The organism is Alteromonas sp. ABH4_454 (assembly GCF_056311775.1).
The window spans coordinates 535,728-559,432 of record NZ_CM149972.1 but is presented as its reverse complement, the minus strand read 5'-3'; the positions used below and the strand labels follow the sequence as shown (position 1 = coordinate 559,432).

Annotated in this window: 26 protein-coding genes; 16 read left to right on the top strand and 10 right to left on the bottom strand. The window is 43.7% G+C overall.

Annotated elements, in window-relative coordinates:
• Window positions 1-39: 39 nt before the first annotated feature.
• A complete protein-coding gene (locus tag ACYX4W_RS02425) occupies window positions 40-1,038 on the bottom strand; it encodes an NADP-dependent oxidoreductase (protein ID WP_476074568.1) in 999 nt (332 codons plus the stop codon).
• Window positions 1,039-1,461: 423 nt separating this feature from the next.
• Between ACYX4W_RS02425 and ACYX4W_RS02420 the strand changes: the two genes are divergently transcribed.
• Window positions 1,462-2,817 (top strand): OmpP1/FadL family transporter, encoded by a 1,356-nt coding sequence (locus tag ACYX4W_RS02420; protein WP_476074567.1) that lies wholly within the window; start codon window positions 1,462-1,464, stop codon window positions 2,815-2,817.
• A gap of 102 nt (window positions 2,818-2,919) precedes the next feature.
• On the opposite strand, the gene ACYX4W_RS02415 is transcribed toward ACYX4W_RS02420, so the two are convergent.
• Both ACYX4W_RS02415 and ACYX4W_RS02410 read right to left on the bottom strand, forming a co-directional pair.
• On the bottom strand, window positions 2,920-3,804 hold the full coding sequence (locus ACYX4W_RS02415; RefSeq protein ID WP_474856625.1) for a LysR family transcriptional regulator: 885 nt from the start codon (window positions 3,802-3,804) through the stop codon (window positions 2,920-2,922).
• Window positions 3,805-4,083: 279 nt separating this feature from the next.
• Complete coding sequence (locus tag ACYX4W_RS02410; protein WP_118491429.1) at window positions 4,084-4,527, bottom strand: DUF2721 domain-containing protein; 444 nt, start codon at window positions 4,525-4,527, stop codon at window positions 4,084-4,086.
• Between the two features lie 314 nt (window positions 4,528-4,841).
• Between ACYX4W_RS02410 and ACYX4W_RS02405 the strand changes: the two genes are divergently transcribed.
• A complete protein-coding gene (locus ACYX4W_RS02405; protein ID WP_476074566.1) occupies window positions 4,842-6,911 on the top strand; it encodes a TonB-dependent receptor in 2,070 nt (689 codons plus the stop codon).
• A 185-nt stretch (window positions 6,912-7,096) separates the two neighbouring features.
• Window positions 7,097-8,389 carry an NAD(P)/FAD-dependent oxidoreductase gene (locus ACYX4W_RS02400; RefSeq protein WP_476074565.1) on the top strand — a complete coding sequence of 431 codons (1,293 nt, stop codon included), beginning with the start codon at window positions 7,097-7,099 and terminating at the stop codon, window positions 8,387-8,389.
• Between the two features lie 79 nt (window positions 8,390-8,468).
• On the opposite strand, the gene ACYX4W_RS02395 is transcribed toward ACYX4W_RS02400, so the two are convergent.
• Both ACYX4W_RS02395 and ACYX4W_RS02390 read right to left on the bottom strand, forming a co-directional pair.
• Window positions 8,469-9,035 (bottom strand): YceI family protein, encoded by a 567-nt coding sequence (locus ACYX4W_RS02395; RefSeq protein WP_014951192.1) that lies wholly within the window; start codon window positions 9,033-9,035, stop codon window positions 8,469-8,471.
• 22 nt (window positions 9,036-9,057) lie between these two features.
• Window positions 9,058-9,585, bottom strand: coding sequence for a cytochrome b (locus ACYX4W_RS02390; protein WP_476074564.1), 528 nt, complete (start codon window positions 9,583-9,585; stop codon window positions 9,058-9,060).
• A 460-nt stretch (window positions 9,586-10,045) separates the two neighbouring features.
• Between ACYX4W_RS02390 and ACYX4W_RS02385 the strand changes: the two genes are divergently transcribed.
• The 4 genes from ACYX4W_RS02385 (at window position 10,046) to ACYX4W_RS02370 (ending at window position 12,036) form a co-directional block, all read left to right on the top strand.
• A complete protein-coding gene (locus tag ACYX4W_RS02385; protein ID WP_039233726.1) occupies window positions 10,046-10,279 on the top strand; it encodes a hypothetical protein in 234 nt (77 codons plus the stop codon).
• Between the two features lie 45 nt (window positions 10,280-10,324).
• Complete coding sequence (locus tag ACYX4W_RS02380; protein WP_476074563.1) at window positions 10,325-10,888, top strand: CBS domain-containing protein; 564 nt, start codon at window positions 10,325-10,327, stop codon at window positions 10,886-10,888.
• Window positions 10,889-11,051: 163 nt separating this feature from the next.
• Window positions 11,052-11,495, top strand: coding sequence for a hypothetical protein (locus ACYX4W_RS02375; protein WP_476074562.1), 444 nt, complete (start codon window positions 11,052-11,054; stop codon window positions 11,493-11,495).
• Between the two features lie 106 nt (window positions 11,496-11,601).
• Window positions 11,602-12,036, top strand: a complete 435-nt coding sequence (locus ACYX4W_RS02370; RefSeq protein WP_476074561.1) for a hypothetical protein — start codon at window positions 11,602-11,604, stop codon at window positions 12,034-12,036.
• On the opposite strand, the gene ACYX4W_RS02365 is transcribed toward ACYX4W_RS02370, so the two are convergent.
• Window positions 12,033-12,974, bottom strand: coding sequence for an alpha/beta fold hydrolase (locus tag ACYX4W_RS02365; protein WP_476074560.1), 942 nt, complete (start codon window positions 12,972-12,974; stop codon window positions 12,033-12,035). The two genes, ACYX4W_RS02370 and ACYX4W_RS02365, sit on opposite strands and share 4 nt — an antisense overlap.
• A 146-nt stretch (window positions 12,975-13,120) precedes the next feature.
• Between ACYX4W_RS02365 and arfB the strand changes: the two genes are divergently transcribed.
• The 5 genes from arfB to ACYX4W_RS02340 all read left to right on the top strand — a co-directional run bounded on the left by arfB (window position 13,121) and on the right by ACYX4W_RS02340 (window position 16,507).
• Window positions 13,121-13,537, top strand: coding sequence for an alternative ribosome rescue aminoacyl-tRNA hydrolase ArfB (gene arfB / locus ACYX4W_RS02360; RefSeq protein WP_476074559.1), 417 nt, complete (start codon window positions 13,121-13,123; stop codon window positions 13,535-13,537).
• A 126-nt stretch (window positions 13,538-13,663) separates the two neighbouring features.
• Entirely contained in the window at window positions 13,664-14,341 is a 678-nt protein-coding gene (locus ACYX4W_RS02355; protein WP_476074558.1) for a hypothetical protein, read from the top strand.
• Between the two features lie 124 nt (window positions 14,342-14,465).
• Complete coding sequence (locus ACYX4W_RS02350) at window positions 14,466-14,825, top strand: hypothetical protein (RefSeq protein WP_476074557.1); 360 nt, start codon at window positions 14,466-14,468, stop codon at window positions 14,823-14,825.
• The gene (locus ACYX4W_RS02345; RefSeq protein WP_476074556.1) at window positions 14,767-15,375 is read left to right on the top strand and encodes a hypothetical protein; all 609 of its coding nucleotides are present in this window, start codon (window positions 14,767-14,769) and stop codon (window positions 15,373-15,375) included. The genes ACYX4W_RS02350 and ACYX4W_RS02345 overlap by 59 nt, the downstream gene beginning before the upstream one ends.
• A 112-nt stretch (window positions 15,376-15,487) precedes the next feature.
• Window positions 15,488-16,507: an outer membrane beta-barrel protein gene (locus ACYX4W_RS02340; protein WP_476074555.1), complete on the top strand. Its 1,020-nt coding sequence runs from the start codon at window positions 15,488-15,490 to the stop codon at window positions 16,505-16,507.
• 34 nt (window positions 16,508-16,541) lie between these two features.
• On the opposite strand, the gene ACYX4W_RS02335 is transcribed toward ACYX4W_RS02340, so the two are convergent.
• Complete coding sequence (locus tag ACYX4W_RS02335; protein WP_476074554.1) at window positions 16,542-17,975, bottom strand: S8 family serine peptidase; 1,434 nt, start codon at window positions 17,973-17,975, stop codon at window positions 16,542-16,544.
• A gap of 269 nt (window positions 17,976-18,244) precedes the next feature.
• Here ACYX4W_RS02335 and ACYX4W_RS02330 point away from each other — a divergent pair, with 269 nt between their 5' ends.
• The 4 genes from ACYX4W_RS02330 to ACYX4W_RS02315 all read left to right on the top strand — a co-directional run bounded on the left by ACYX4W_RS02330 (window position 18,245) and on the right by ACYX4W_RS02315 (window position 20,099).
• Complete coding sequence (locus ACYX4W_RS02330) at window positions 18,245-18,742, top strand: RNA polymerase sigma factor (RefSeq protein WP_476074553.1); 498 nt, start codon at window positions 18,245-18,247, stop codon at window positions 18,740-18,742.
• Entirely contained in the window at window positions 18,739-19,074 is a 336-nt protein-coding gene (locus tag ACYX4W_RS02325) for a hypothetical protein (RefSeq protein WP_476074552.1), read from the top strand. Before ACYX4W_RS02330 ends, ACYX4W_RS02325 begins: the two co-directional genes overlap by 4 nt.
• Before the next feature lie 64 nt (window positions 19,075-19,138).
• Complete coding sequence (locus tag ACYX4W_RS02320) at window positions 19,139-19,588, top strand: hypothetical protein (RefSeq protein ID WP_476074551.1); 450 nt, start codon at window positions 19,139-19,141, stop codon at window positions 19,586-19,588.
• Window positions 19,578-20,099, top strand: a complete 522-nt coding sequence (locus tag ACYX4W_RS02315) for a CC0125/CC1285 family lipoprotein (protein ID WP_476075433.1) — start codon at window positions 19,578-19,580, stop codon at window positions 20,097-20,099. The genes ACYX4W_RS02320 and ACYX4W_RS02315 overlap by 11 nt, the downstream gene beginning before the upstream one ends.
• A 215-nt stretch (window positions 20,100-20,314) precedes the next feature.
• Here the strand turns inward: ACYX4W_RS02315 and ACYX4W_RS02310 are convergent, their stop codons facing one another.
• The 3 genes from ACYX4W_RS02310 to ACYX4W_RS02300 all read right to left on the bottom strand — a co-directional run bounded on the left by ACYX4W_RS02310 (window position 20,315) and on the right by ACYX4W_RS02300 (window position 23,062).
• Window positions 20,315-20,506 carry a CsbD family protein gene (locus ACYX4W_RS02310; RefSeq protein WP_012519989.1) on the bottom strand — a complete coding sequence of 64 codons (192 nt, stop codon included), beginning with the start codon at window positions 20,504-20,506 and terminating at the stop codon, window positions 20,315-20,317.
• A 200-nt stretch (window positions 20,507-20,706) separates the two neighbouring features.
• Window positions 20,707-21,480: a siderophore-interacting protein gene (locus ACYX4W_RS02305; RefSeq protein ID WP_476074550.1), complete on the bottom strand. Its 774-nt coding sequence runs from the start codon at window positions 21,478-21,480 to the stop codon at window positions 20,707-20,709.
• Window positions 21,481-21,898: 418 nt separating this feature from the next.
• The gene (locus ACYX4W_RS02300; RefSeq protein ID WP_474856784.1) at window positions 21,899-23,062 is read right to left on the bottom strand and encodes an MFS transporter; all 1,164 of its coding nucleotides are present in this window, start codon (window positions 23,060-23,062) and stop codon (window positions 21,899-21,901) included.
• Window positions 23,063-23,705: the final 643 nt, after the last annotated feature.

Below are 23,705 nucleotides of genomic sequence, written 5' to 3'. Positions count from 1 at the left end.
CTGTGCTCTTAATTAAAACTCTACGCTTCGTTTAAAAAATTACAGCTTAAGTATCATTTTTCCGGTGTTTTTACCTTCAAACAGCATATTTAAGCCTTTTTCGGCGTTATCTAAACCTTCAATGGTATGCGCACGGTACTTTATCTTTCCTTGCTGCACATAAGGTGTGAGTTTTTCTAAAAGCTTTGGAATTTCATTCCAATGGTCTGGCATCGCAAACCCACGAATATTAATGCGCTTCTTAATTAACGGGATCCAATTAGGACCTGGTGACGGCTCTTCTGATTGATAATCGGCAATCATTCCACACACAACAATACGACCATGGGCATTCATTCTGTTGAATATATGGTGCTGGATAGGACCGCCCGTGTTTTCATAAAATACATCAATTTTATCTGGCGTAAGCTCTGCCAGTTTTTCTTCTAAGTCGTCAGTTTTATAATTAATTGCGCCGTCAAAACCTAACTCATTGACAATCCAGTCGGCCTTATCGTCACTACCCACAACGCCGATTACACGAAGCCCGTCTGCTTTTGCTAACTGACCCACAATAGAACCTACAGAGCCTGCCGCACCTGTGACAATAAGTGTCTCGCCTTCCTTAGGTTCACCAAAGTTATAAAGGCCAGTGGTGGCGGTTAAACCTGGCAGCGCAAATACACATAGTGCCATTTCTTCAGTAACACCTTGCTGAAGCTTGTTAAAGCCTGAGCCATCGCTTAGCACATATTCACTCCAGCCAGTCATACCCATAACCTTGTCGCCAACTGAAAAGTCTGGGTTATTAGACTCAACAACTTCGCCCACACCGCTAGAGCGCATAATATCGCCAAGCTCTACAGGAGGAATATAGCTTTCTCTGTCTTCACTCATCCAACCTAACATGGCAGGGTCTAAAGACATGTGGGTTTGCTTTATTAGAATTTGACCGTCTTTTGGCGTTGGTATTTCAAACTCTTTTGTTTCGAATAGATGAGGGCCAATTTTTCCATCCTCGGGACGCTTGACCAGCGTGATAGCTTTATATGTTGACATTGTATCCTCCTGTGACATGTAAAAAGTTTCTGGTGTGACGAATGATTTACCTTATGATTTGCCTGCTTATTTACCTAATATAGAAACGCATTAAGCATAGCTGAGATCACTCACCGACTGTAAAGATAGGGTGGGGCTGATTGTTATAAACACAACCAGTACGGGGTGAAGGCTATAAAATTGAGCGAAAAATGAAGACAGTAACAATAATTGCTGGTGAAAGCGGTAGATAACCTTGTTAACAATATCGTGATCTTTAGTTAACTTAACTTTATCAATATTGCTTATAAATGCGTCGAAGTTGTAGCTAAAATTGTAAATAATGCGATAAAAGTGCGTAAATAACGTTTACTTGCATTGAACAAAACTACTCATATCCGTAAAATGCCTGCTGCAATTTTCCCCTATTACAATGAGTATCTTATGAAGCAACAGTTTTCTTTACGTGCCTCAGTTTGCTTAGCGCTTGCTACCTTAGCCTCTTCTTCTGCGCTAGCAGCTGGTTTCCAAGTTAATGAACACAGTGCAAACGGCCTAGGCCGTGCTATGGCAGGCCAAGCAGCCAAGCCAGAAAATGCCTCTATTTTAGCAACTAACCCTGCAGCAATTGGTGTATTTAAAGAAGCTGAATTTAGTGCATCAGTAAGCTTTATCGACCCAAATGTAGATATTAATGGCGCGGTTACTTATGACCTTGGCGATAATACTGTTGGTAGTGGAGCTGCTCAAGAAGACAACATCGCTGATACTGCTATCGTACCTGGTTTCTTCTATGTTTCGCCTATTAACGATGAACTGTCTGCCGGTGTTGGCGTTTTCACTACTTACGGTCTTCGCTCAGATTACTCAGACGATTTTGGTGCGCTTCACTTCGCTGACACTGCAGAAGTGAAAACTGTAACGGTTAACCCTGCTGTATCCTATAAAGTGAACAAGCAACTTATGGTTGGCTTTGGTTTGAACATTACATATGCAGAAGCTGAAATCGGCTCTGGCGTCTCAAACACACTTGTAGACACTCTAGTTACTCTAGCGCCAAGCGCTGAGGCACTAGGTGTAACATTGCCAGAGCTGACTGCGGGTAATTCACTATTTAGTATGGAAGGTGATGACATTGGCTTCGGTTGGAACGCTGGCGTTTTCTGGCAGCCGACGGATATGACCAATGTTGCGCTTTCTTACCGTGCGGAAACAAAATTAGAGCTTGAAGGTAACGTATCTTCAGAAACCCTTATCTTCCCTATTAACCTAAACCAGCCTGGTAGTTTGGACTTGAACCTTGCTGCTATTACTGAGCTAGCGGTTGATCAAAAAATCGATAACCAGTGGTCTGTGCAAGCAAGCTTAACCTTCACCGACTGGAGCACGTTTGAGAAGCTTGAAGCTAACTTGGAAGACGGTGTCGATTTCTTGATTAAAGAAGAAAACTTCGATGACTCATGGCGCGCGGCTCTAGGTGTAACTTACATCTTAAATGATGAAATTACCCTTCGTGCTGGCTATGCTTATGACGACGGTGTGGTATCGGTAAAAAACCGCTCGCTAAGTATCCCAGATACTGATCGTCACTGGTTCTCTGGTGGTATGACTTACACTATGAGCGAAGATACATCGATTGATCTCGCCTATGTATTCATCGATGGCCGTGAAGCAGACATTAATAAAGACAGAACTATTTTAAGTGATGTTCTTCCTGGTACTAACTTCACTACAAACTTCACTGGTACTCAGTCAGCTACAGCGCACATTCTAAGTGTTCAAATGAACACTCGCTTCTAAAAACGAAGAAGTTGATAGCAATAAAAAAAAGGCAGCGTTTTTACGCTGCCTTTCTCGTATTAGACATCATATTTTACCAACTCATTCGCCACTAGTTGATTGTTAAATCTGCGCAAATAAATCTTGTAAGCAAGTAATCGCGGCGCTAATTTTGGCGGGCATAAGATCCCGTTTCGGCGTAACCGCATAAACGGTATAGTCAGGCAATTCCCATTCTGTGAAAAGCTGCTTCATCTCACCTGATTTGAGCAAGTGTCTTACCTCAGGTTCAGGCAATACGGCGTAGCCCAGGTTATCTTGGGTAAGCTTAATCAATGTCTGCATTGAATTTACATCAATTCGCTGAGAATCTAATTCAAACTCACCCTTGCTTTCATGTTTCATCACATAGTCTTCAATGTGCCTGTGCACAATGTAGGCATGATCACTTAACTCTTCAGGTGAAGACAAGTTTTCGCTAGCTAGCGGGTGCCCAGTAGAAACACATAGGATTCGCTCCCAGGTAGCAAGCTTCAAACTACTAAAATTCGTGTCAGAAACGGGAGCGAAGCAAAGTACAAGGTCTGCGCTTGATGCAATAATATCTTTAGGTTCGTCGGTAACGGTTAATGATATTGTAATTTTTGGAAATTCTTCACACAGCTTCTTTAATGGTTCACTTAGTAAGCCACCGCCAAAACCTTCAGGTGCGATAATGTTGATTTTACCAGTAGGGTCGTCTTGAAGGCTTTCAATTTTCTGTTGAGCCAGTTCCGCGGTTTGCAGCATTTGTTTACTGGTGTCGTAGTATATGCGTCCGGCTTCAGTGAGACTTAAGCTTCGGGTATTTCGGTTAAAAAGGCTAAGCCCAATATCATGTTCAAGTTTTCGTAACTGTTGGCTAATTGCAGAAACAGTCATGTGTAGCTCGCGGGCTGCAACACTCATGCTACCGCTATCTGACACCGCAATAAAAACCTGTAGAGAGCGAAGTAATTTGGTATTCATGGCGCAGTTAAATCCTTTCTATTGGCCGAAATCTTGTAGGCCTATATTTGTAGCAAATTAAAGACGTTAGCGGACGAATTTTACCTCAGTTAGACGTTAGTGAGCGTTTTTAACTGTGCTCTTTACTCAATACTTACATTAAACAGTGCTTTTAAAATAAATTAAAGCTTTGCGTTGGAATGAAACAAAGCGACTAAAGAGGTTAAAAACTCTATAGTCGCCTTTTTGGGGGGGGACTAGTTTATGTCAATAAAGCGCTAACTGGTTGAGGTAATGAGACTACCGGATAGTTCTGACTAAGTTTATAGTGTTAGTTGCAAGTTTGACTTCAACCAGAAACACAATAAGCGCACTGATTAGAAACATCATTGCCAATATGAATAGCACTATAATCGGCGTTTTCAAATCGACCACCCAGAGTGACCCGGAAAACAGCGCCATAATTACCGTACAAACCATTAGCCCCGAAGCGACACAAAGTCCAATCGCCCAGTTAATGACTTTCACCCTGCGCCACAGTACTTTTATTTCTTTTTTAGAGCGGTCGACAATATGTGGGTCTGACAAGGTATGAATTTGTCTTTCTGCAACTCTAACCCTATCTGATATTCGCCCTAACCGAGACGACATAACGTTTAGGAACCCCGCAATACCGGTAAGTAAAAATACAGGGGCTACAGCGAATTCAATAAGCTGTGAAAGACTCGGAATAAGTGTGTCCAATGATTCCTCCAGCGAACATGGTTTTGTTTTAGTGCAACGGTGTTTAACTTTTTTGACAACGCACTGCCTACTTAACGTGCAGTATTTATGGCCGTGTGTAGCCAGTGAGTAAGGTAACTACTCATGGCTTTTACAAGGCTTTTAGCCAAGTTTATAGCAAAGGCAGCAAGTATTACGCCAAGGGTTTAATCACATGAATGGCTTAGTTGTCTGAACATTGCAATAGTTTATCGGTTTTTAACCCATTCTTTCTCTAATTAACGATACACTAGCGCTAATTGCTAAAAAAACATTTTTCATCATAAGGATAGATAATGCGCTTTGCCCCAAGCTTTCCACTTTCATTGCTAACTACGGCACTGTTATCGTCTGCCGCGCTTGCCCAAGAAACCAATGAGATAGAAAGAATAGAAACTACGTCTTCTCGTATACAAGGTAGTATGAATGCTTCTGGCTACGCGGTATCGTCTATCTCAGAAGAAACGCTTTCACTGCTTTCATTTCAGCATATTCAAGAGTCGCTTAACTATATAGCGGGGGCAGGCGTGCAGCGTGGTAACGGGCAAGAATATCTACCAGCCCTTCGTTCACCCGTGTTAACCGGTGCAGGAGCATGCGGAGGCATTTTAGCCGCAGAAGACGGTATTCCGCTTCGAGCAGCAGGCTTTTGCAATATTAATGAATTGTTTGAGGCCCATGGCGAGCTTGCTGAGCGTATTGACGTAATAAAAGGCCCTGCATCAGTGCTTTACGGGTCTAATGCCATTCACGGTGTTATTAACGTAATCACGCCAGATACCACGCAAGGCGATGGTTTATTAAGTGCTGATTATGGCTCGTATGGCTTTCATCGCATTAAGTTTAAAGAAGGGAAAGACTTCGGTAGTAGCGGTGTAGGTATTGCAGCTAGCGTAACTCGTGACACCGGGTACAGAGATGAAGAAGGCGTGGACCAAGAGAAAGTCTCGCTTCGCCACCGGATTGAGTGGGATAACACGGTTATCACAAGTGGACTTACCTATACCCATTTAGATCAGGAAACGGCTGGGTACATAGTAGGATTTGAAAGTTACAAAGACACGCAAATAGCCAAAAGCAATCCTAATCCCGAGGCGTTTCGAAAGGCAGAAAGTTTCAGGTTGTGGAGTAAACTAGACACCACTTTTAATGGCGGTCACGCCCTTTCAATTACACCTTATGTACGTAACCAAGATATGCGTTTTCGCATGCACTTTCTGCCTGGAAAGCCTCTTGAAACGAATGCACAACAAGGGTTTGGTGTACTGTCCCAATTCAACTACGTTATCAATGACAGCCTAAGTGCAGATATGGGGTTAGACCTTGAGTATACAGAAGGTGAGCTCACCCAATCTCAAGACAGCATTACCGAAGGCTCTGCGTTCTTGGTGGAAACCATACCCGTAGGTAAGCATTACGATTATGATGTAGACGCTACCTTGCTCGCACCGTTCTTTACTTTTAACTGGGAAACTGAGCGTTGGGCTATTTCTGCTGGCGGGCGTTTTGAGTCCATGAAATACGACTACGCCAACAATATGAACGTAGGTCGTGTACGTGAAGATGGCACAGCGTGTGGGTTTGGCGGCTGTAGATATTCCAGGCCTGAAGACAGTGAAAATAATTTTGATAACTTCAGCCCCAAACTCTCAATTCGCTATCAACTAAATGAGCAAACTCAGTTGTTTGGAGGTGTTGCAAGAGGGTATCGCGCCCCTCAGGCTACCGAGCTGTATCGTTTACAGCGTGCGCAGACTGTTACTGATCTTGACTCGGTAACGGCTGATAATATCGAAGTGGGCGTTACAGGTACGCTATTTGACGGCAGCTATACGCTTAGCCTTTATAGCCTGCAAAAAGACAATGTTATCTACCGCGACAGCGACTTTTTCAATGTGAGTAACGGCGAAACTTGGCATCGAGGCGTAGAGCTAGCTTTTGACCAGCAACTTAGCGAGGCGCTGCGCTTAGACTTTGCTGGTACGTATGCCAGGCACACTTATGAACACAGTCAACTTTCAGGTGAGCAAGATATCAAAGGTAATGATATCGACACAGCGCCCAAGCTTCAGTTTAACACTCGCTTAAGCTTTGATGTGTCGAAATCGGTACAAACTCAATTAGAGTGGCAGCATGTTGGACGCTATTTTACCGACGCTGAAAACCTAAACGAGTACGAAGGGCATGATTTAGTGCATGCTCGCGTGAGTTACAGTGTGAGTGACGATATTACGCTGTATGCGCGAGTGAATAACCTATTTGATACGGACTACGCTGAGCGCGCTGATTTTACTAGTTTTACTGGGCCGCGTTATTTTCCTGGACGCCCTAGGAACTACATGATTACGGCGTCGTTTGCCTTATAAGTTTAAATAGATATATGTAATAGATAACTATTAGTCCCAAAAATATAGACTATTGCCGTGATCCGCTTGTACCCCGCAAGCTTCAGGCGTAGTCTGTAGCCATCAGCATGGGTTTCAGTCATGCCATGTATAGCGCTTTTAACGGTAAGGCGGTATAGGTGGAATGATTGTTAATAGGTATACCCATGCAAAAAATAGTAATTGTTGGTGGCGGTGCTGGTGGTCTTGAATTAGCCAGTCGCTTAAGCCGCACCCTCGGGAGAAAGAAACAAGCCGAAATTACCCTTGTCGACCGCAGTCGAACCCATATCTGGAAGCCGCTCTTACATGAAGTGGCAGCTGGTGTAATTGATAAACATTCAGACGGTGTGGACTACGCAATTCACGCTGCTGCTCATCACTATCGTTTCCAATTAGGTGAAATGTGCTCGCTTAACGCGCAAGCACAAACCATAACCTTGTCCCCTTTAATTGACGAAGAAGGAACACAGGTTTTACCTGAACGCGAGATTCAATACGATCAGTTAGTGCTGGCTGTTGGCAGCGTGAGCAATGATTTCGGGACACCTGGCGTTGCTGAGCACTGCTACTTTCTCGACTCGTTAAAGCAAGCTGAACGCTTTCACAGAGCGCTACTTAATCAGCTAATCCGCATCAATCAGCAAGAAGATAAAGACGCCAAAATTGATGTCGCCATAGTAGGGGCGGGGGCAACGGGCACTGAGCTAGCCGCGCAACTTCACCATGTGGCGAATTTGTCCAAGGCGTACGGTATGCCAGACATGTCAGCTTCTCGTCTTAAGATTACTATTGTGGAAGCGGGAGAGCGTATATTGCCTGCGCTACCTGAGCGTATAGCAAACTCTGCAAGAAAAGCGCTGCATAAGTTGGGCGTAGACATTAAAGAGCAAACCATGGTGGCAGAAGCCGACGCGAAAGGGCTGATCACAAAAGACGGTGGGCGCATTGACGCTGATTTAATGGTGTGGGCTGCGGGGGTGAAAGCACCGGACTTCATAACAAAGCTTGCGCTTTTTGAAACGAACAGAGCTAATCAAATTCTTGTTGATAAGCAGCTTCGCAGTTCATCTCATAAGAATATTTGGGTGTTAGGCGATTGCTGTGGCTTTCAACAAGAAAATGGCAAGTGGGTGCCACCTCGAGCGCAGTCTGCCCACCAAATGGCGGATATTGTTGCGCATAATATAACGTCGTTATTTACTCAAAAAGACACGAAAGATTTTACTTACAAGGACTATGGATCCTTGGTTCACTTAAGTAAATACAGCACGGTGGGAAGCTTAATGGGCTCGTTATCTAACAGCAGTATGTTTATCGAAGGGCGCTTAGCTAAGCTGGTGTACGTTTCTTTGTATAATATGCACCAATTTGCGGTACACGGGAAAATTAAAGGTGCATTAAAGCTCCTTATGAAGAAGTTAAGTCAGGCTATTAGCCCTAAGCTGAAACTTCACTAACCACTTTCAGATAAGAAAGCCCCTTGGTTGGGGCTTTCTTAAGTCATAAGTTTAGCTCGCTAGAACAAAAGCTAGTTAACTATTGTTTTACGCCTTCAACGTGAAGCTCTAATTCTACCGTTTGTGACGCTGGACCTAAATCATAGTCGATGCCATAATCTTTAAGTGCAATCGTCGTTGTGCCCATAAAGCCTGCACGATAGCCGCCCCATGGGTCTTTGCCTTCGCCAATCTTTTTGGCTTCAATTGTAATAGGCTTTGTCACACCATGAAGCGTGAAGTCACCCATTACATCCATCATGCCGTTGCCTTTATCGACAATTTTTGTACTGACAAACTTCGCCTCTGGAAAGTCGTCAACGTTTAAGAAATCGTCGCTCTTAAGGTGCTTGTCACGCTCTGCGTGGTTTGAGTCGATACTGTCGGTATCGATAGTCACCATAATTTTTGCTGCACTAGGTGCTGCGTCGTCGTAACTAAAAGTACCTTTAAAATCGTTGAAGCGACCAGTAAGCCACGAGTAGCCCAAGTGTTGAATTTTAAAGTTGATAGACGCGTGGGCGCCTTTGCTATCAATCACATAATCTGCGGCGTTAGCGGTGCTTAAAGACAGCGCAGCGGCCAAGGCAAGTGTTAACTTCTTCATCATTTCTCCTTTTTCCTCAATATCATCGAAGCCGTAACATCTGCTTCAGTGTGTCATCGTTACTAATAAAGTGGTGTTTCAGCGCAGCCAGCGCGTGAATGATCGCCAATACAATCACTGACCACGCAATATAAAAATGGGCCTCTCCAGCAATGTCTTCTTGATTTTCAAAGAACTCGCCCATTGCAGGTACAGAAAACCAATTAAATACGTCGATGCTTCTTCCATCGGCCGTTGAAATTAAATAGCCGCTCGCGAATAGCATGATAATCAAGGTGTACAAAAGCCTATGACCTATGCGACTTAACCTTTTTTCTAACGGGGTGCCATGTGACGGCGGCCGTGAAGTAACAACACGCGTGACTAAGCGAATAACCGTGATGGCAAGCAAGATTAATCCAACACTCTTGTGCCAATGCGGTGCCGTCTTATACCAGTCGCTGTAATATGTGAGGTCGACCATCCACAGCCCTGAAGCAAACATGCCGACAATGGCAATGGCAGATATCCAATGCAAAATAACTATAGGTCTGGACCATCTTGGTTTCATATCACTTCCGTTATTACTTACTTGCAATCAGGTTGTTTAGACCTTCAGTTAATGCGTTATCTCAACCGCTAAATGACCGCTGAAAAAACACCTTATGGATCAGTTGAATGTAGTGTATTTCTAATTACGTTGGCTAAACATCACATTTAATGGGAGTGTTCGTTCTTGTTTTTAGAACGAATGTACAGCAAACAACCCACCAAACCTGAGTCGCGACACGGTTAGTTTTCGAAGACGCGTCGTTTAATGGTCTATAAAATGCGCTAAACACCTCTATTAAACGCGCTAAATACTCTTATAGTTTAAATAGGCAGTAACAAAAGTGGCTGCTTTGCTTCAATGTTGTTTAGTTCAGTAGAGGTTGTACGCTTTGCGCGTTTCGTACGTTTTGTTGGCCGTTATTCTGCCAGCGTTATTTTCATCACTAGTATCCGTCTCCGTATTGGGAGAGGGAAGAAGTGTGCAAAATATTGCGGGGCAGTCTAACAGTGCAAATACGCTCTCAACTCTCATTAGCGAATGGGAAAGCTCCGCTTTTGAAGTATCTGACGACGACATTGATGATGGCATTTCGTTTGTCGACATCACCAGCGGCTTGGAAAAATACCAGTTTTCGGCTGGTAAAACGATTGATGCAAAAGCCTTTACTAGGCAGCGCGATAACATCATTCGAGGACCGCCTTCTTTCACTTAATCACTTTAAAAAACTTATTCTTTTACTTTTGATTAGGAGAAAGGTATGCACGCCTTAAATCTATATAAAACCGAAGCTATCGATACATTGGCATGGCCGGTTGTTGAAAACACTATTACCGTTAATTCATCTGCCATGGCTGTTTTCACAGACTTTAAGCAGCATCTACCACATGTGCTTGATGCCAGAACACCCGCGACAAAAGTAGAGTCGATTATGCGTCAATCTCATGTTCGTATGATGCTGGTGGTGAACAGTGAAAATCGTTTCATTGGAATTATCACCAGTCATGATGTAGGCGAACAGCAAATCATACAACGTATAAGCGACCTTAAAGTTAAACGCGAAGAATTAACGGTTCACGATTTTATGCGCCCTAAAACGTCGCTCATGTCTTTTGACTATACTGAGCTAACGCATTCATCGGTGGGTGATGTGATAGAAACGCTTAAAGATTATGGGCAACATCACTGTCTTGTGATGGACAGAGACAGTCACGAAGTTCGGGGTGTTATCAGCGTGAGCGATATTGCTGAGAGACTGCGGTTGCCGCTGGATATTCAAGGTCGCCCTACATTTGCGGAGTTGATCACAATTCTTGCGGCATAAACTTCACATTTATAGCATCTATAATATTTTTCGCATTCAATAAATTTTGGACCATACTTTTACTACGCGTTGTACATAACACCGCGTAGTAAAAGGTACTCATCTCATACAGTATCTGAATATGTGCTATTCAATAATTTGCTGGAATAATTAGGTGGTTTAAATGCGTTACGCTCATGGTGAATTTATTGTAACTCGGTGTGGTGACGCCGTCGTAACACAAGCCTACGGACCTTGGAATCAGGAGTGTGTAAAAAGCTTTGGTAAGGAATATCGCACCAACGCGGAAGGGTTATTTGGAAAGGTGTGGTGTAACATTGTTTGCGTTACTGGAGAGTCACTATTAATACCGGATGCAGAAGCGCTGCTGCGCGAGCGTACGGCGGCAATGCAACCTTTGGGGTTGACCCACATAGCGGTTGTATTAGGTGACTCGACGGCAAAGGCAACGACCAAAGGTCAACTCAAACGTGTGTACAACGGGCTCAATGTTGAATTTACGTTTGTTGAATTTATTGAAAATGCAGTTGAGTGGATGCAAGACAACGGTTTTAACATAGATTCAGAAGGCATTTCATCGCATCTAGCAAAAGTAGCATCGAAGTAACTCTCTCAATTTCATAAGAACTACTAACTTGGTATGTATTTCGCACAGTAGCTTGCAAAGAGTTAAAAATATCTCATCAAAATTGTTCGATGAAAGAGGCGAAATTATGAATAGATCACCGTTTCCTACCAGTGTTGTAACCAAAGCATTTACTTGGGCTTATCAAGAACTTGGGTTAAATGTAAAGCAAGCTTCTGAAATATTAGGTATTTCTCCTTCATCTCTTGCGCAAACTACCTTGCTTGGTTTTGAAAGCGGCACAGCGGAGTACCGAAAGCAGCTTGCATTTATTCGTATGTATCATTTACTCATCTCATTGTCAGAAGGGGACAGTGAACAAATGAAAACTTGGTTTAGTAGCTACAATATTACGCTTGAATCGACCCCTCTTGAGATGTGTAAGGAATACGATGGTATTGAGCGTGTGGCTGACCAGCTGCGTAAATTAAAACAGACTGAATCTGGCAGACAAAACGCGTTGGCTATTGTTGAGTTCTCTCACAATGCTCACACTTCAAAAATGGGCGCTGTGTTTCATTAGTCGGCTTGTCGCGCTTTACTGTCAATCTCGACAATAAAGTCTGCACAGATTTGCGCCTGAGTAATGGGTATCATGTGACCAGCGTCAGGAATTACTTTATGTTCAGCCGAGTCTATTGCCGAAGTGACAGCTTCGATATGCTCACTTGGCTTTAAAATAGTGTCCTTTTCACCATATAAGACGCCTACAGGACATTGGATTTCGCCATAAGATGACTGTTGTCTATGCAAACTGCCTTGTGCAGAGACAGTGTCTCGGCTTCCTTCATAAAAACTGCGAGAGTGAAGCGCAAGCAAACCACCTCCTTCAACAGAGAATGAAGCAGGCACAGGTTCTGGGTGAAAAATTTGCGCTACTTGCTTTCTACCCAACTTTGCTCTTAACGGGCTGGCGATGGTTTTCGCTACACTATTGCGCACGAATTCATTAGGTATATACAGTACGGAAAGTGGGCCTGCACCACCTTTAAGTGGCGTAGTTAACGGGCATAGCAATGACACAGAAGTGATTTTCTCAGGCGCGTCTATAGCCATTCTTAATGCAATACCCCCGCCCATCGAGTGACCCGCAATACTGACTTTTTCAATGCCCTCTTTTTCCATCCATTCTAATAACATTTTGCTTTGCTGCTCAAAGCTGGCTGATGTGGTTTTGTATCGACTAGAAAAGCCGCTTCCAGGGCGGTCTACGGAACAAACCGTGTAATGCTGCGCGAGGGTTTTGGCTAATTCATTAAAGTTGTTACTATTGCCCAGTAAGCCGTGGATTAGTAAGAGTGATGGCCCATTTCCTTGTTTTTGCCAGTGAATAATTCCTCCCTCGACAGGAGTAAGCTTTCCCGAAGGCCTAAACGATGACTCTATGCTGCTATCCATTTTTGCAGTAAACCAAATAAGACCTACAAAGATACAAATAACGATAAGTAAAATAGTCAGCATGCTGTGTTTCCAAGATAGGGGATAAATTAACCTATCGGGTTACCTTTTAACGGTCAAGTAAGCGATGAGTTATAGTCGCAAGTCATTAGCGTGATAAAGACGCAGTAAAAATAATACGCCATGCCACTAAGAGTATAGGAACTGATATGGAATTAAAGATAACTAGCTCTATCTCGATAGATGAGGACGAAGCCGAACTTCAGGCTATTCGCGCTCAAGGTAGCGGGGGGCAAAACGTCAATAAGGTAAGTAGCGCAATACATCTGCGATTTGATATCAATAAGTCGACGTTACCCGACAAGCTTAAAGCCAAATTACTGAATGCGAAAGATAGTCGCGTTACTAACGAAGGCGTTTTTGTACTTAAAGCACAAAATTTTCGCACTCAAGAACAAAATAGAGAAGATGCATTAGCGCGCCTTGTCGCGTGGATAAAGGCGGCAACTGTAGAACAAAAGCCGCGTATAAAAACTAAGGTAAGCCGAGCAGCTAAAGCCCGTCGTTTAGATGTAAAAAAACAACAGGGCGCGAAAAAATCTATGCGTAAGAAAGTGGAATTTTAAACAAAACTAATCTAAAGTATAAAGCCTGTTAGATGTCATTTCGCAAGACAACGGAAAATTCTTACAATAACAAATGAATGTGTCTTGTGCTTGTGCTAATTATTGGAACTTAGGGAAGCATACAAAGTGACGCGTTCGAACGTAATTCCTATGGTGCTATTTGCAGCCATAGTAGTTTCGCTTGGGATTAATACACCGCAAGCCGCAAACGAGATTATTGCTCGTTTGTTCAACAAATCTATATCTAATACCGAGCTTCAGCCTTCTCAGGAGGATGTTGATCGTTTTCAGTCAATTCTCACTGACAAATCAGAAAAAGAGGTTCGCGATATTTTAGTCCAACGTGCGCTCGGCAATAAAATTACCGAGTCTGTTCTTTCCGATTTTGCAGATAAAAATGCTATAGAGCCCAATGAAGGCGAAATTCAGTCTGCGTATTCTGTCATCAAATTGTGGACCGTTGACTTAGATAGTGATGGCACTTATCAAGATGAAGAACTAGAGCGTTACCGTCTTGCAATGGCTGAAGGTATGGCAAAAAGCTGGAAAGTATCTAAAGCGCTGTATGAAGCCTATGGTGGTGATGTGGTTTTTCAACAAGACAACCCTTTAACACCTGTAGGTGCCTACCAAAAACTGTTTGAGCAGTATCGAGAACAAGGTGAGTTTGTCATTTACGACCCTGTCTTCAAAGCCGCGTTTTGGAGTTCGGTAAAAATGAAATATGCTAAAACCTACGACCCGGAAAATATAGATTACTCTCTTCCCTGGTGGGAAAAGAGCATGACTGCTTCAGAAAAATAGTTTAAAGAAAGCCCTGTTTTTACAGGGCTTTTTTATTCTTTGCGAAAAAATAACTCCTCAGCGGAATAAAACCTTCCATCTAATCGTTATCTCAGTGTCCTTTATGAACAACGGAGATAATCGGATGAAAAAGTTAAATACTGCAATTGCATTGGCTTTAGGTATGGCGTCAACGTCGGTGTTGGCTCAAGAAGCAACCTTTTCGGCAAACGTTTCAGCTAATGCTTCAACGTCTACATCAGTTTCTCTAACAAATGGTGCAAACGCACAATCTGCTGCTCAATCAAGTATGCAGACATCGGCACAAGGCGACACAGTTACTCCAAGCCAAATGTCTACCGAAAGTTCTGCTAATGCTAGTGGACAGCTATTGGCAAGCCACACAGGCAGTGACTTATCAAGCGGGCAAGAATTGAATCAAGCTCATGAAGTCAATACCGAAGAAAGCACTGAAGGCAGTCTCAGATCAAGCAGCGGCAAATGAAGTAGCACAAACGACTACTTCAAACACTAGCCTCTTGGCAAATAGCGCTCAACAGCTGTCTACAAACGCAACATCTTCACTGGTTAACTCGCAGGCTTCTCTTGAAGGCGTTGTTTCAGCGACATCAGACACGGCGAATTTAATGACAGCATCGGTGACAGGAACGCTTACGGGTAACGTGTCTGGTTCGACTTCAGCTTTGTCGTCAGCATTAGGATCTGTTGAACCGAATGCACAGCCAGAAGGTGAAGTGGAAAATGCTGCAGCAAGCACGGCTTCGGGAGCCGCTCAAAGTGCAGTAGAGGGAACCGTGACCAACACAGTAACGGGTACGGTGACCAATACTGTAACTGGCACTGTCGCTACCGCCGTCGAAGGGGCGATTGCTGCAACGGTAGCAAGTAATGTAGGAAATACGGTAGAGAGTACCGTCGAGAGCACGGTAGCGAACACTGTAGAAAGCACGGTAGAGGCATCGGTTGCAAACACTGTGGAAAGCACAGTAAACGATAACGTTGCTTCAAATATCTCGGGTGCATTAGGTCTTTAACGTATGGGCCTCAACGGTTAGGAGGAGGGAGAGCTTCCCTCCTAACTTCCTCGCACAACCCATTCATAGTTGAAAACACCGAGTTTCACTTTCTCTGTAGTAGGTAGTAATAATGAAAACCCCACCATTTCAACGTTCACTCAAGAAAATTTTATTTACCCTGGATAGTCGCAAATGCATCGGTCTTGCTACGGTTACCGCATTAATAGCCAGCAGTACAGCCTATGCAAGCAACGACAGTCAGTCAAAAGTAACTAATGATGCAAGAAGTACAGATGAAGAGAAGCAAGTTATCTCGTTTTCAGGCTCTGGTTATGTAGGCTATCGCCACGATAGTAACGTAAGTGTCAGTGAGCTGGACACAAATTCTAATGTGGACGACAGCGCTGTACAGTCAAAAGCACTTTTAAAAGTTTCAGTGAAGCCAACGGATAAGTGGGAAAATGAGCTCTCGATAAGCCAGGCAAATACCAAATACCAAACCCTCAGCGAGTTCGATCTTGGGCTTACCACTTTATCTGCAAGCACTAAGTATACGTTAGACTTTGCAAAACTAGGTGCGCATTACTATCACGCCAGCGCTAAGCTTGATGGGCACGATTTTCTTACCTATCAACAATATGGTTTATCTGCGGGAAAACTGGTAGGACAGCGAGCTTATTTGCGTATTAGTAGCGACCTTATCGACAAGAAGTTTGAGAACACGCCTGAGGACACACCAATTCGTGATAGTGAAGCTGTTGCCGTACGCAGTGACCTGTTTTACTTTTTTGAAGGGGAAGATTTTTTTCAAATTGCCCTTAAATACCAAAATGAAGATGCGCAGGACAATGCGTTTGATTATACAGGGAAGGGCATTGACCTTGCCTACACTTATCCATTTACGGTGTTTAGTAAGCCGCTTGAGTTCAAGGTTGCTTACCAGCTAGACGTGCGCGATTACGCTTCAGAACAAGATGGAGGTACAGGCAGGGAAGACGACAGGCACCTTGTTGAAATGAGTGCAGACTACGCCGTTTATGATCATGTGGATATCAAATTGTCTACCCAATACGGAGACTTTGCTTCTACAGTCGATGGAGCAAATTACCAAGAAACTATTGCCGAGTTAGGCATTAACGTTCATTTCTAGTGAACGTTAATGCCAATATGAATAGGGTTGTATTTTAAGGCAGTACGCCGAAGCCGAATACCTTGTCCCGTCCGGGGCTACCAGCATCTAAAGCTATTTTCTGCATTTTTAATAAGGCGGCGTGTCTTTGCTGCTCTGTGCGGAAAAAGCAGGCGTACAGCGCAGTGGCACGAGGGGAGGCCATTGAGGTTCCTGTTTGCCTAACTGTTTTTCCATTAGGGTGTGCGGCATCAACCGATACGCCAAATGCAGCGAAATCTACATAGTCACCTTGGTTGGCCCACCTGTATATTGCATGTGATTTATCCACTGCGGTTATGCCAAGTGTCTCGGGGTAGGCTGCAGGATATAAGGGTAAAGAGGCTGGCCCTTCGTTACCTACAGCTGCAATAACTTGTATGCCGTTTGTATCTAACTGTTGTATAACACGCGCTAAAATAGGATTGTCGGGCCCTGCAAGGCTCATGTTTATGGCATCAACCTGCTGTGATGCTAAATAGTTAAGGCCTTCAATTAACGACATAAGCGTTGCACCTTGGCTAACACTATTGCGCGAGTAAAATACACTAGCGTTAAATACTTGGCTTGACTCAGGTAGCGACGCCGCTATTAAGCTTGCTACTGCTGTACCGTGATCTGAGGAAAAGGCTACGGTATTTTCTTGGGAAGATGGCTGCCCTATAATTTTTCCATCACCTTCACTGCTCATATTGCTATCTTGAACATGCTCATTCTTCTGGCTTTGACCAACAATAAAAGAGGCTTGTTTTAGGCTAATGTGCGACAGCATTGGGTGGGGAGACACAACATGGGTATCAACCATCCCGATGCGCAAGGGTGTCGAACAAGATTCAAATTTTTGCGGTGATGCTTTTGACTCATGTTTAAGCTCTGGTTCGCTTTTGTTCGTAGCCACTTCGTTTTGGGATAAGTAAATATGATTACGTCCTATTTGAGACTGCAGGTTTTTAGGTAAGCTGTTGCGAATATACGACACTTCATCTTCATCCCCTGTTACCTTTACTTTATAAAGCCACTGAGAGAGTGCAGGTAAAAACTGTGCCTCTAGTATTTCTATATTCGTGCCATTGAAATATGCTTTATCGGCTTCCTCACCTATAAAAAGCCACTCCTTTTCAACGGCAAGAAAACCATTTTCTAACCTAACTTCTTTGATAATTTTCTGACCCGACGCAGATAATATAGTCGTGGCCGTAGGAGCAACAAATTGGGGGGCGGGGACCTTGCCAACAACGCCTGAAGCCAATGAAGATAGGCCTCTGGCGCCATCGATAGACGTTTGCACCTTTCGTCTTGCTTCCTCTCGAATGCTCTTCAATTCCGAGGGCGCTCTATCAATTATTGGGCGCACCGGTGGAACCACTTGATTCAATGTTCCTGTAAGTTGCGCTTGGGAGATAGATGCTGCCAACAAGCCTACTATCCCGACAAAGAGTGTGTACTTCATTTTGCTACCTTACTGAATACATGGGAGCAGTTCAGTGCCTTGAGAAGGAATGGCATAAATTGTGCCATGGTCATAGATAGAGTCTAAGTCACTGCTGCCATTTTATGTAGTGACGAATAGAAAGAAGAAAAATTCCGCTGAGTGTCGAAGAAGGGCTGATAACCTAAATTTACAAAAGCTCGAAATAAATTGTTATTCAACGGAATAAAAATACTCGTGGCTCGTTAATAGAGTATTGATAACGGAAATCTTCACGAAGGTACATGAAAATGAAAGATGAGTTGACCGAACTCGTCCCGTCATTACGAAAGTTTGCATACTCATTGACGGGTAACATACATGATGCTGATGATTTGCTTCAGAACACGCTAGAACGGTTATTGAGTAGACCCATTCCTGAGCAAGTTACACTAATGGCATGGGCATTTAGAGTGTGCCGAAATTGCTGGATAGACGAATACAGGGCGAAGAAAGTGAGAACTAACGCTAGCGATACCCTTTCATATGAAGCTAAATCAGCGAATGACCATGTAGATATGGATGAAACGGTAACCCACTCAATAACATTGAAGCAGGTTTCAAGCGCTATGGATGAACTGCCTTGTGAGCAAAGAGAAACCCTCTCTTTGGTGGCAGTACAGGGAATGAGTTATGCCGACGCATCTGAAGTTTTACAGGTGCCAGCAGGGACTATAATGAGCCGTCTTGCCAGAGCCAGAACAAAGATATCCAACTTACTGAACGGGCAAAATGAGGTGCTATCGTGATCTTATCTGACGAAAAACTCTCTGCTTTCTTAGATGGAGAGCTTGATGCTGGAGAAATGGATACGGTTCGCGAGGCGATAGCACATGACGTAACGGTTTCTGACCGTCTTGCCGCACTTGCAGAAGTAGACAGAGTAGTAAAAGTGGCTGCAGAAAAGGCGACTGCAGTTGCGCTCCCTAAAGAAATCGTCGCGCTTTTGAGTGATGAAAGTCGCTTAAGTGAGAAAAGCGTAATACAGGGGCGTAGTGAACGTTTAAATGGAGAGGGCTCAGCAAACCAAAGCACAGCGGAAAATGTGAGGCCGTTTCCTCAAAAAATGAATACAGACTGATGGCGCAAGCGGTGGACAAGCAAAGTGGAAAGGAGTTTCTTCAATTGCTGCCATAGCTGCAAGCGTGGCGGTTTTAGCTGGTTTGGTATTCTTTAATCAACAAGGTGCTGATACTTCACAACCTTCACACTGGGCTAATGTGTCGTCTGTGCTCGACAGTAATTTAAGTGGAGAGACTACCGCTTTTAAATCTGGCGTATCGGTGACGCCTAAACTGTCTTTTTTGAACACTGATTTCAACTTTTGCCGACAGGCTGAAGTGACGTCTCAAGATGAACTCAATGTAATGATTGCTTGTAAAGACAAGCAAGGCGGCTGGCAACTTGCGGCCAATAAATTAGATGAGTTAGGCGCAAATACGGGGCAATATCAGACGGCTACTAGCGCCAAACTGTTAGAAGATAAATTAGATATGATGATGGCGTCCGCGCCATTAAACCGAGAGCAAGAAAAAAACGCAATTGAAGCAACTTGGCTAGCTGAGAAAGCCGAAGGAGTAGATGATGAAAACTAAAATTATGTTAGTACTTGCGGTATTGATTATGGCGGGCTGTGCAAGTCAACCTGATTATAGACAAGCAGATAAAGGCGGTTTTGGTTACAACGAAAGTAAGTTAAGTGATACCCAATACCGCGTACATTTCAAGGCAAAAGGAACAGATAAAGGGAAAGCCATGGACTATGCGATGTTGCGCGCTGCTGAGCTAACCCTACTGGAAGGCTATGACTGGTTTGTCGTTACCGACCGCGAAACCTTAGTAGACAAAGAAACGGTGCAGACCACGCCAACTGCCGGCTTTAGCCAACGTTACGCACGCGTCACTGACTGCGGTGTACTTACTTGCCGTACGTCTTATCACCCCACTAGCCAATTTGAAACCGGAGTGTTTGTCGGGGGCTCTCAAAAAAGTGAAATCGAGAGTATTCTAAGCATAGAGCTGGGTAAAGGCACTCGGCCTACTTCGGCAACCAGTTTTGATGCTAGAGAAGTACGTGAAAATCTACAGCCGAAGGTAGATGAGTAAAATATTTTTATTACTTGGAGGCGATAAGAAACGGCTAATAGATGGGCAAGCTTATCTTATTAGCCCGCCACAGCATTAGTCTTAAATACTGCATTAAAAACAAACAAAAAAGGCCACAACATTATGTTGTGGCCCTTTAGAATTTGCGGTAACAAAAGCTAATATCTGTTAAAAACATTGCCTTTGTTTAATTACCTTGGGGTAAATATAAATTATTAATTGAAGTAAGCGTCTACTTCTTTTTCAGCCTCGTCGCGGCTTTTGCCGTATTCCTGCTGAATCTTACCTACTAATTCTTCACGGCGACCGTCAATTACGTCTAGGTCATCATCAGTAAGCTTACCCCATTTCTGTTGTACCTTACCCTTCATTTCTTTCCAATTACCTTCAATACGATCATTGTTCATAACGTGCTCTCCTTATCCAAACAATTGGTTGAGAAAACTGACGAAAAAACTTGCCAGTTATACAAATAGCAGCAAATGGCATTCCATGTCATAGATCTTTGATCATCATAGATATTATCTGGGTGTGTAATCAATGAAACGGAATTTTTAATGCAGAATTTACAAACAGTTGCAAACACTACAGAACAATGAGTAGGGCATTAAGCCATGGTCTTGGCAAAGGCTTCACTATCCTGTCTCTTTTCTATTTTATGCTGGTCTTCACTTCGACCTTTTTTCCAATAGCTACTGATATACAAACTATCGTGAGCCAACGCTTTTTCATCCTTAAGCCATGCTCGTATTGCTCGCATATCTGAGAATTCGCACGCAACCCAAACTGAAGGATTGCCTTCCAGCCAATCTAGCTGTGTAAGACTATGGGGCAGAGACTGTTCATAAACCCATTCCACCTTAACCCCGTCGGGTTTTTCGAGCGCAACTGCGTCTTGTTTATCTTGTATTTTAATTACAGCATAGCCTTTGGCATGAGAGGGTAAAGCCGCAAGATGATTTCTTATGCTGGGAAGAGCGGTCATATCGCCTGCTAGCAATACCCAGTCATAATCTTCGTTTAAGCCTTTGCTTGAGCCTGGACCTGCTATTGTAATTACGTCACCAGGTTTAGTACTTGTAGCCCACGCTGAAGCAGGCCCTGTTTTTCCGTTATCTGCGTGAATAACCATATCCAAAATCATTTCAGGCTTATCCGCATCAAAGTGAGCAACCGTATAAGTGCGCATTGCTACTTGGTCCATATCTGTAGGTTTGTTGAGCGGATTTCCGTTTTTATCGAACATAAGCTTTACATAAGCACCCGCCCCTACGGCAGGGAAAGTGCGGAGATCTTCACCACCTAAAAAGACGCGCTGCATAGTAGGGGTTATACGAACAGATTGTGTCACAACAGCTTGGCGGGGTTGGGGTTTAGGCATTAGCTTCTCCTTAAAAATCTAAGGGGATTTTATTTGATAATAGTTCTCATTACCATTTCTTTAGGTGGAACGATAACGTTTGTTAAATTCTATTTTTTAGATTAAAGGGAAGATATTTAAAATACTGGCTTCAATTGATAGATAAGCACAGCGAAGTGGGGGTTATTTGAAAGTACTTATGTGAAAAATAGCAGGCAAAAGAAAAGGGGCTAAGAAGCCCCTTAAAAAACCACAACATAACTTGGAAAACACATTTACACATCACAAAGACGCACACTCAACGACTTCATGTATTAAGTAAGATAGCCCAATCCCGAAAAGGTTCCGCATTTTTAAAAATAATTGGTAAAAAAATAAATACCTTTGAAAAACTATTATGAAACTACAGGTGCGCGCCTGTGATGCTAGTCTTTAAATCTTATCTGTGGCGGCTAGTTCTTTGCAGCGCTACATAGACTACACAAGAGGTGACGGCAATTAGCACTGACGCTACAGCGAAAGGTAAGGCAATATTAACTTGATATACAACTGCTGCGAGTGGTGGCCCTATAACATAGCCCATGGCGGTAGTGGCTGTAATTAACCCGGTAATGGTCGCTTGTTGAGAAGGCGCGCAATAGGTTGTTGCCGCTGCTGCTAATGATGGGTAGGCCATACCCATACCTAGCCCCATCAAAGCCATGGCAATATAAAGCACAAACAATGAATGTTGAAGGAACAGTAACAAGTACGCCAACCCCAATAGAGGAAGTGCGAGAGTGATCATTGTTTCTTTACTTAAACGCCCTTTTTGTACCCAACCAAATTGTGCGGTGAGAGAGGCTGCGGCGCTGACCATCATTGCAAAACCCACCTGTCGAGCAGCTTCAACGGGCGTGTAATGATAAAAATCGATAAAAAAGAAGCCTAGCGACTGCTGCATCATTGCCATAGCGCAAAACACGCAAATACATGCAGCAACAAACACATACGGCACTTTGGTGGGTGCTTGATTGTCTTTGCTAGCATGCACAGCTGCCTGTTGCTTAGATAAAGGGGGTAAAACTGGCAGCTTAAAATACACCAGTGCCAGTGCTAACAAGGTTAATAGAACAATACTGTACAGCGGAGCTAATAAGCCGAAACCCACCAATAACCCAGCGTAAGCTGGACCGACAATTTGCCCGACATTGCTTGCAGAGGTCACTTTACTAATAGCACTTACCCGAGCCTTCGGCGAACTTATAGCGACAGCGTAACCTACAGCAGAGGGGGGCGTTGCCGACATAATGGTAGATTGCAAACTGCGACTTATCAGTAGCGCTAGGAATAAGTTTGTACCACTGATAATGCCAGAAAACCCTGCCATCCACGCGCTAGCAAAGGCAAAGGTACCTAAGCTATAGCCAGTAAGGCCCACCATTAGTATTCGTTTGAACCCTGCACGCTTTGCTACTTTGCTCCATACATTAGTGCCAAAGGCGAAAATAAGGGCGGAGCTCGACATGATTGTTGCTATATGAAACTCTGAAAGGTTGGCTTGTCGCCCCATCGAGGGAAGCGTGGTTAGCATGACGCTTTGACCGACAGATGTAGCTAGCAATGCACAGAAGAGAACTTTAAAAACAACAGTAGATGCGGATGGCGATAACACGCAGGTAGCTCTTTATCTATGCGAATTGGTATTGTTTATATTATCACAGTTGAGGATAAAAAAATGCCCGCCAAAGGCGGGCCAAAATCAGAGGTATGTAAAGGCCGGGATGGGCCTTTGAGGGGAGAGGAATGTCGTCGGGTGACAACTCACTAATAATATCGACGACATTACCAGTGTCCTCACTATGGTTTCGCTGAAGCAACACACACGTACTTCAACGAATCCAAATAGGGTCAACAATCCCTTGCTGCACGAGACATCACTGTCAGTGCTTGCGATGTAGGCACTCAGAGCTTGTTTACAATCCTTATGAAACAAGAGCCATGCGTCCTGCGAGTTTATCTAGGTTATCTTTTACCTAACCTCATCATCGACCAGCAATTTAACGAATGCTCTACAGGTATCCTTCAATTTCAAACACTGACTCATCCATTCATCCTTGGTAACCATTCCATATGCTTCCTATGTCGTCACCTTCAGTCTTTGATATTTACGTAATCTGGCCTCTCCGTCGCTAAAGCCGTCCTGGCTACAAATTACGTTCTGCGTTTATCCGTTAGTCTAATGTATGCGTGATCTGTGCCAATCT

What these genes read in the sequence shown, in the direction of transcription:
- ACYX4W_RS02425 (WP_476074568.1), bottom strand. Translation starts at nt 1,038, where the DNA reads ATGTCAACATATAAAGCTATCACGCTGGTCAAGCGTCCCGAGGATGGA.
- ACYX4W_RS02310 (WP_012519989.1), bottom strand. Translation starts at nt 20,506, where the DNA reads ATGAACAATGATCGTATTGAAGGTAATTGGAAAGAAATGAAGGGTAAG.
- ACYX4W_RS02380 (WP_476074563.1), top strand. Translation starts at nt 10,325, where the DNA reads ATGCACGCCTTAAATCTATATAAAACCGAAGCTATCGATACATTGGCA.
- ACYX4W_RS02335 (WP_476074554.1), bottom strand. Translation starts at nt 17,975, where the DNA reads ATGAAGTACACACTCTTTGTCGGGATAGTAGGCTTGTTGGCAGCATCT.
- ACYX4W_RS02390 (WP_476074564.1), bottom strand. Translation starts at nt 9,585, where the DNA reads ATGAAACCAAGATGGTCCAGACCTATAGTTATTTTGCATTGGATATCT.
- ACYX4W_RS02375 (WP_476074562.1), top strand. Translation starts at nt 11,052, where the DNA reads ATGCGTTACGCTCATGGTGAATTTATTGTAACTCGGTGTGGTGACGCC.
- ACYX4W_RS02370 (WP_476074561.1), top strand. Translation starts at nt 11,602, where the DNA reads ATGAATAGATCACCGTTTCCTACCAGTGTTGTAACCAAAGCATTTACT.
- ACYX4W_RS02415 (WP_474856625.1), bottom strand. Translation starts at nt 3,804, where the DNA reads ATGAATACCAAATTACTTCGCTCTCTACAGGTTTTTATTGCGGTGTCA.
- ACYX4W_RS02420 (WP_476074567.1), top strand. Translation starts at nt 1,462, where the DNA reads ATGAAGCAACAGTTTTCTTTACGTGCCTCAGTTTGCTTAGCGCTTGCT.
- ACYX4W_RS02315 (WP_476075433.1), top strand. Translation starts at nt 19,578, where the DNA reads ATGAAAACTAAAATTATGTTAGTACTTGCGGTATTGATTATGGCGGGC.
- ACYX4W_RS02340 (WP_476074555.1), top strand. Translation starts at nt 15,488, where the DNA reads ATGAAAACCCCACCATTTCAACGTTCACTCAAGAAAATTTTATTTACC.
- ACYX4W_RS02395 (WP_014951192.1), bottom strand. Translation starts at nt 9,035, where the DNA reads ATGAAGAAGTTAACACTTGCCTTGGCCGCTGCGCTGTCTTTAAGCACC.
- ACYX4W_RS02345 (WP_476074556.1), top strand. Translation starts at nt 14,767, where the DNA reads ATGAAGTCAATACCGAAGAAAGCACTGAAGGCAGTCTCAGATCAAGCA.
- ACYX4W_RS02330 (WP_476074553.1), top strand. Translation starts at nt 18,245, where the DNA reads ATGAAAGATGAGTTGACCGAACTCGTCCCGTCATTACGAAAGTTTGCA.
- ACYX4W_RS02350 (WP_476074557.1), top strand. Translation starts at nt 14,466, where the DNA reads ATGAAAAAGTTAAATACTGCAATTGCATTGGCTTTAGGTATGGCGTCA.
- ACYX4W_RS02365 (WP_476074560.1), bottom strand. Translation starts at nt 12,974, where the DNA reads ATGCTGACTATTTTACTTATCGTTATTTGTATCTTTGTAGGTCTTATT.
- ACYX4W_RS02305 (WP_476074550.1), bottom strand. Translation starts at nt 21,480, where the DNA reads ATGCCTAAACCCCAACCCCGCCAAGCTGTTGTGACACAATCTGTTCGT.
- ACYX4W_RS02400 (WP_476074565.1), top strand. Translation starts at nt 7,097, where the DNA reads ATGCAAAAAATAGTAATTGTTGGTGGCGGTGCTGGTGGTCTTGAATTA.
- ACYX4W_RS02405 (WP_476074566.1), top strand. Translation starts at nt 4,842, where the DNA reads ATGCGCTTTGCCCCAAGCTTTCCACTTTCATTGCTAACTACGGCACTG.
- arfB (WP_476074559.1), top strand. Translation starts at nt 13,121, where the DNA reads ATGGAATTAAAGATAACTAGCTCTATCTCGATAGATGAGGACGAAGCC.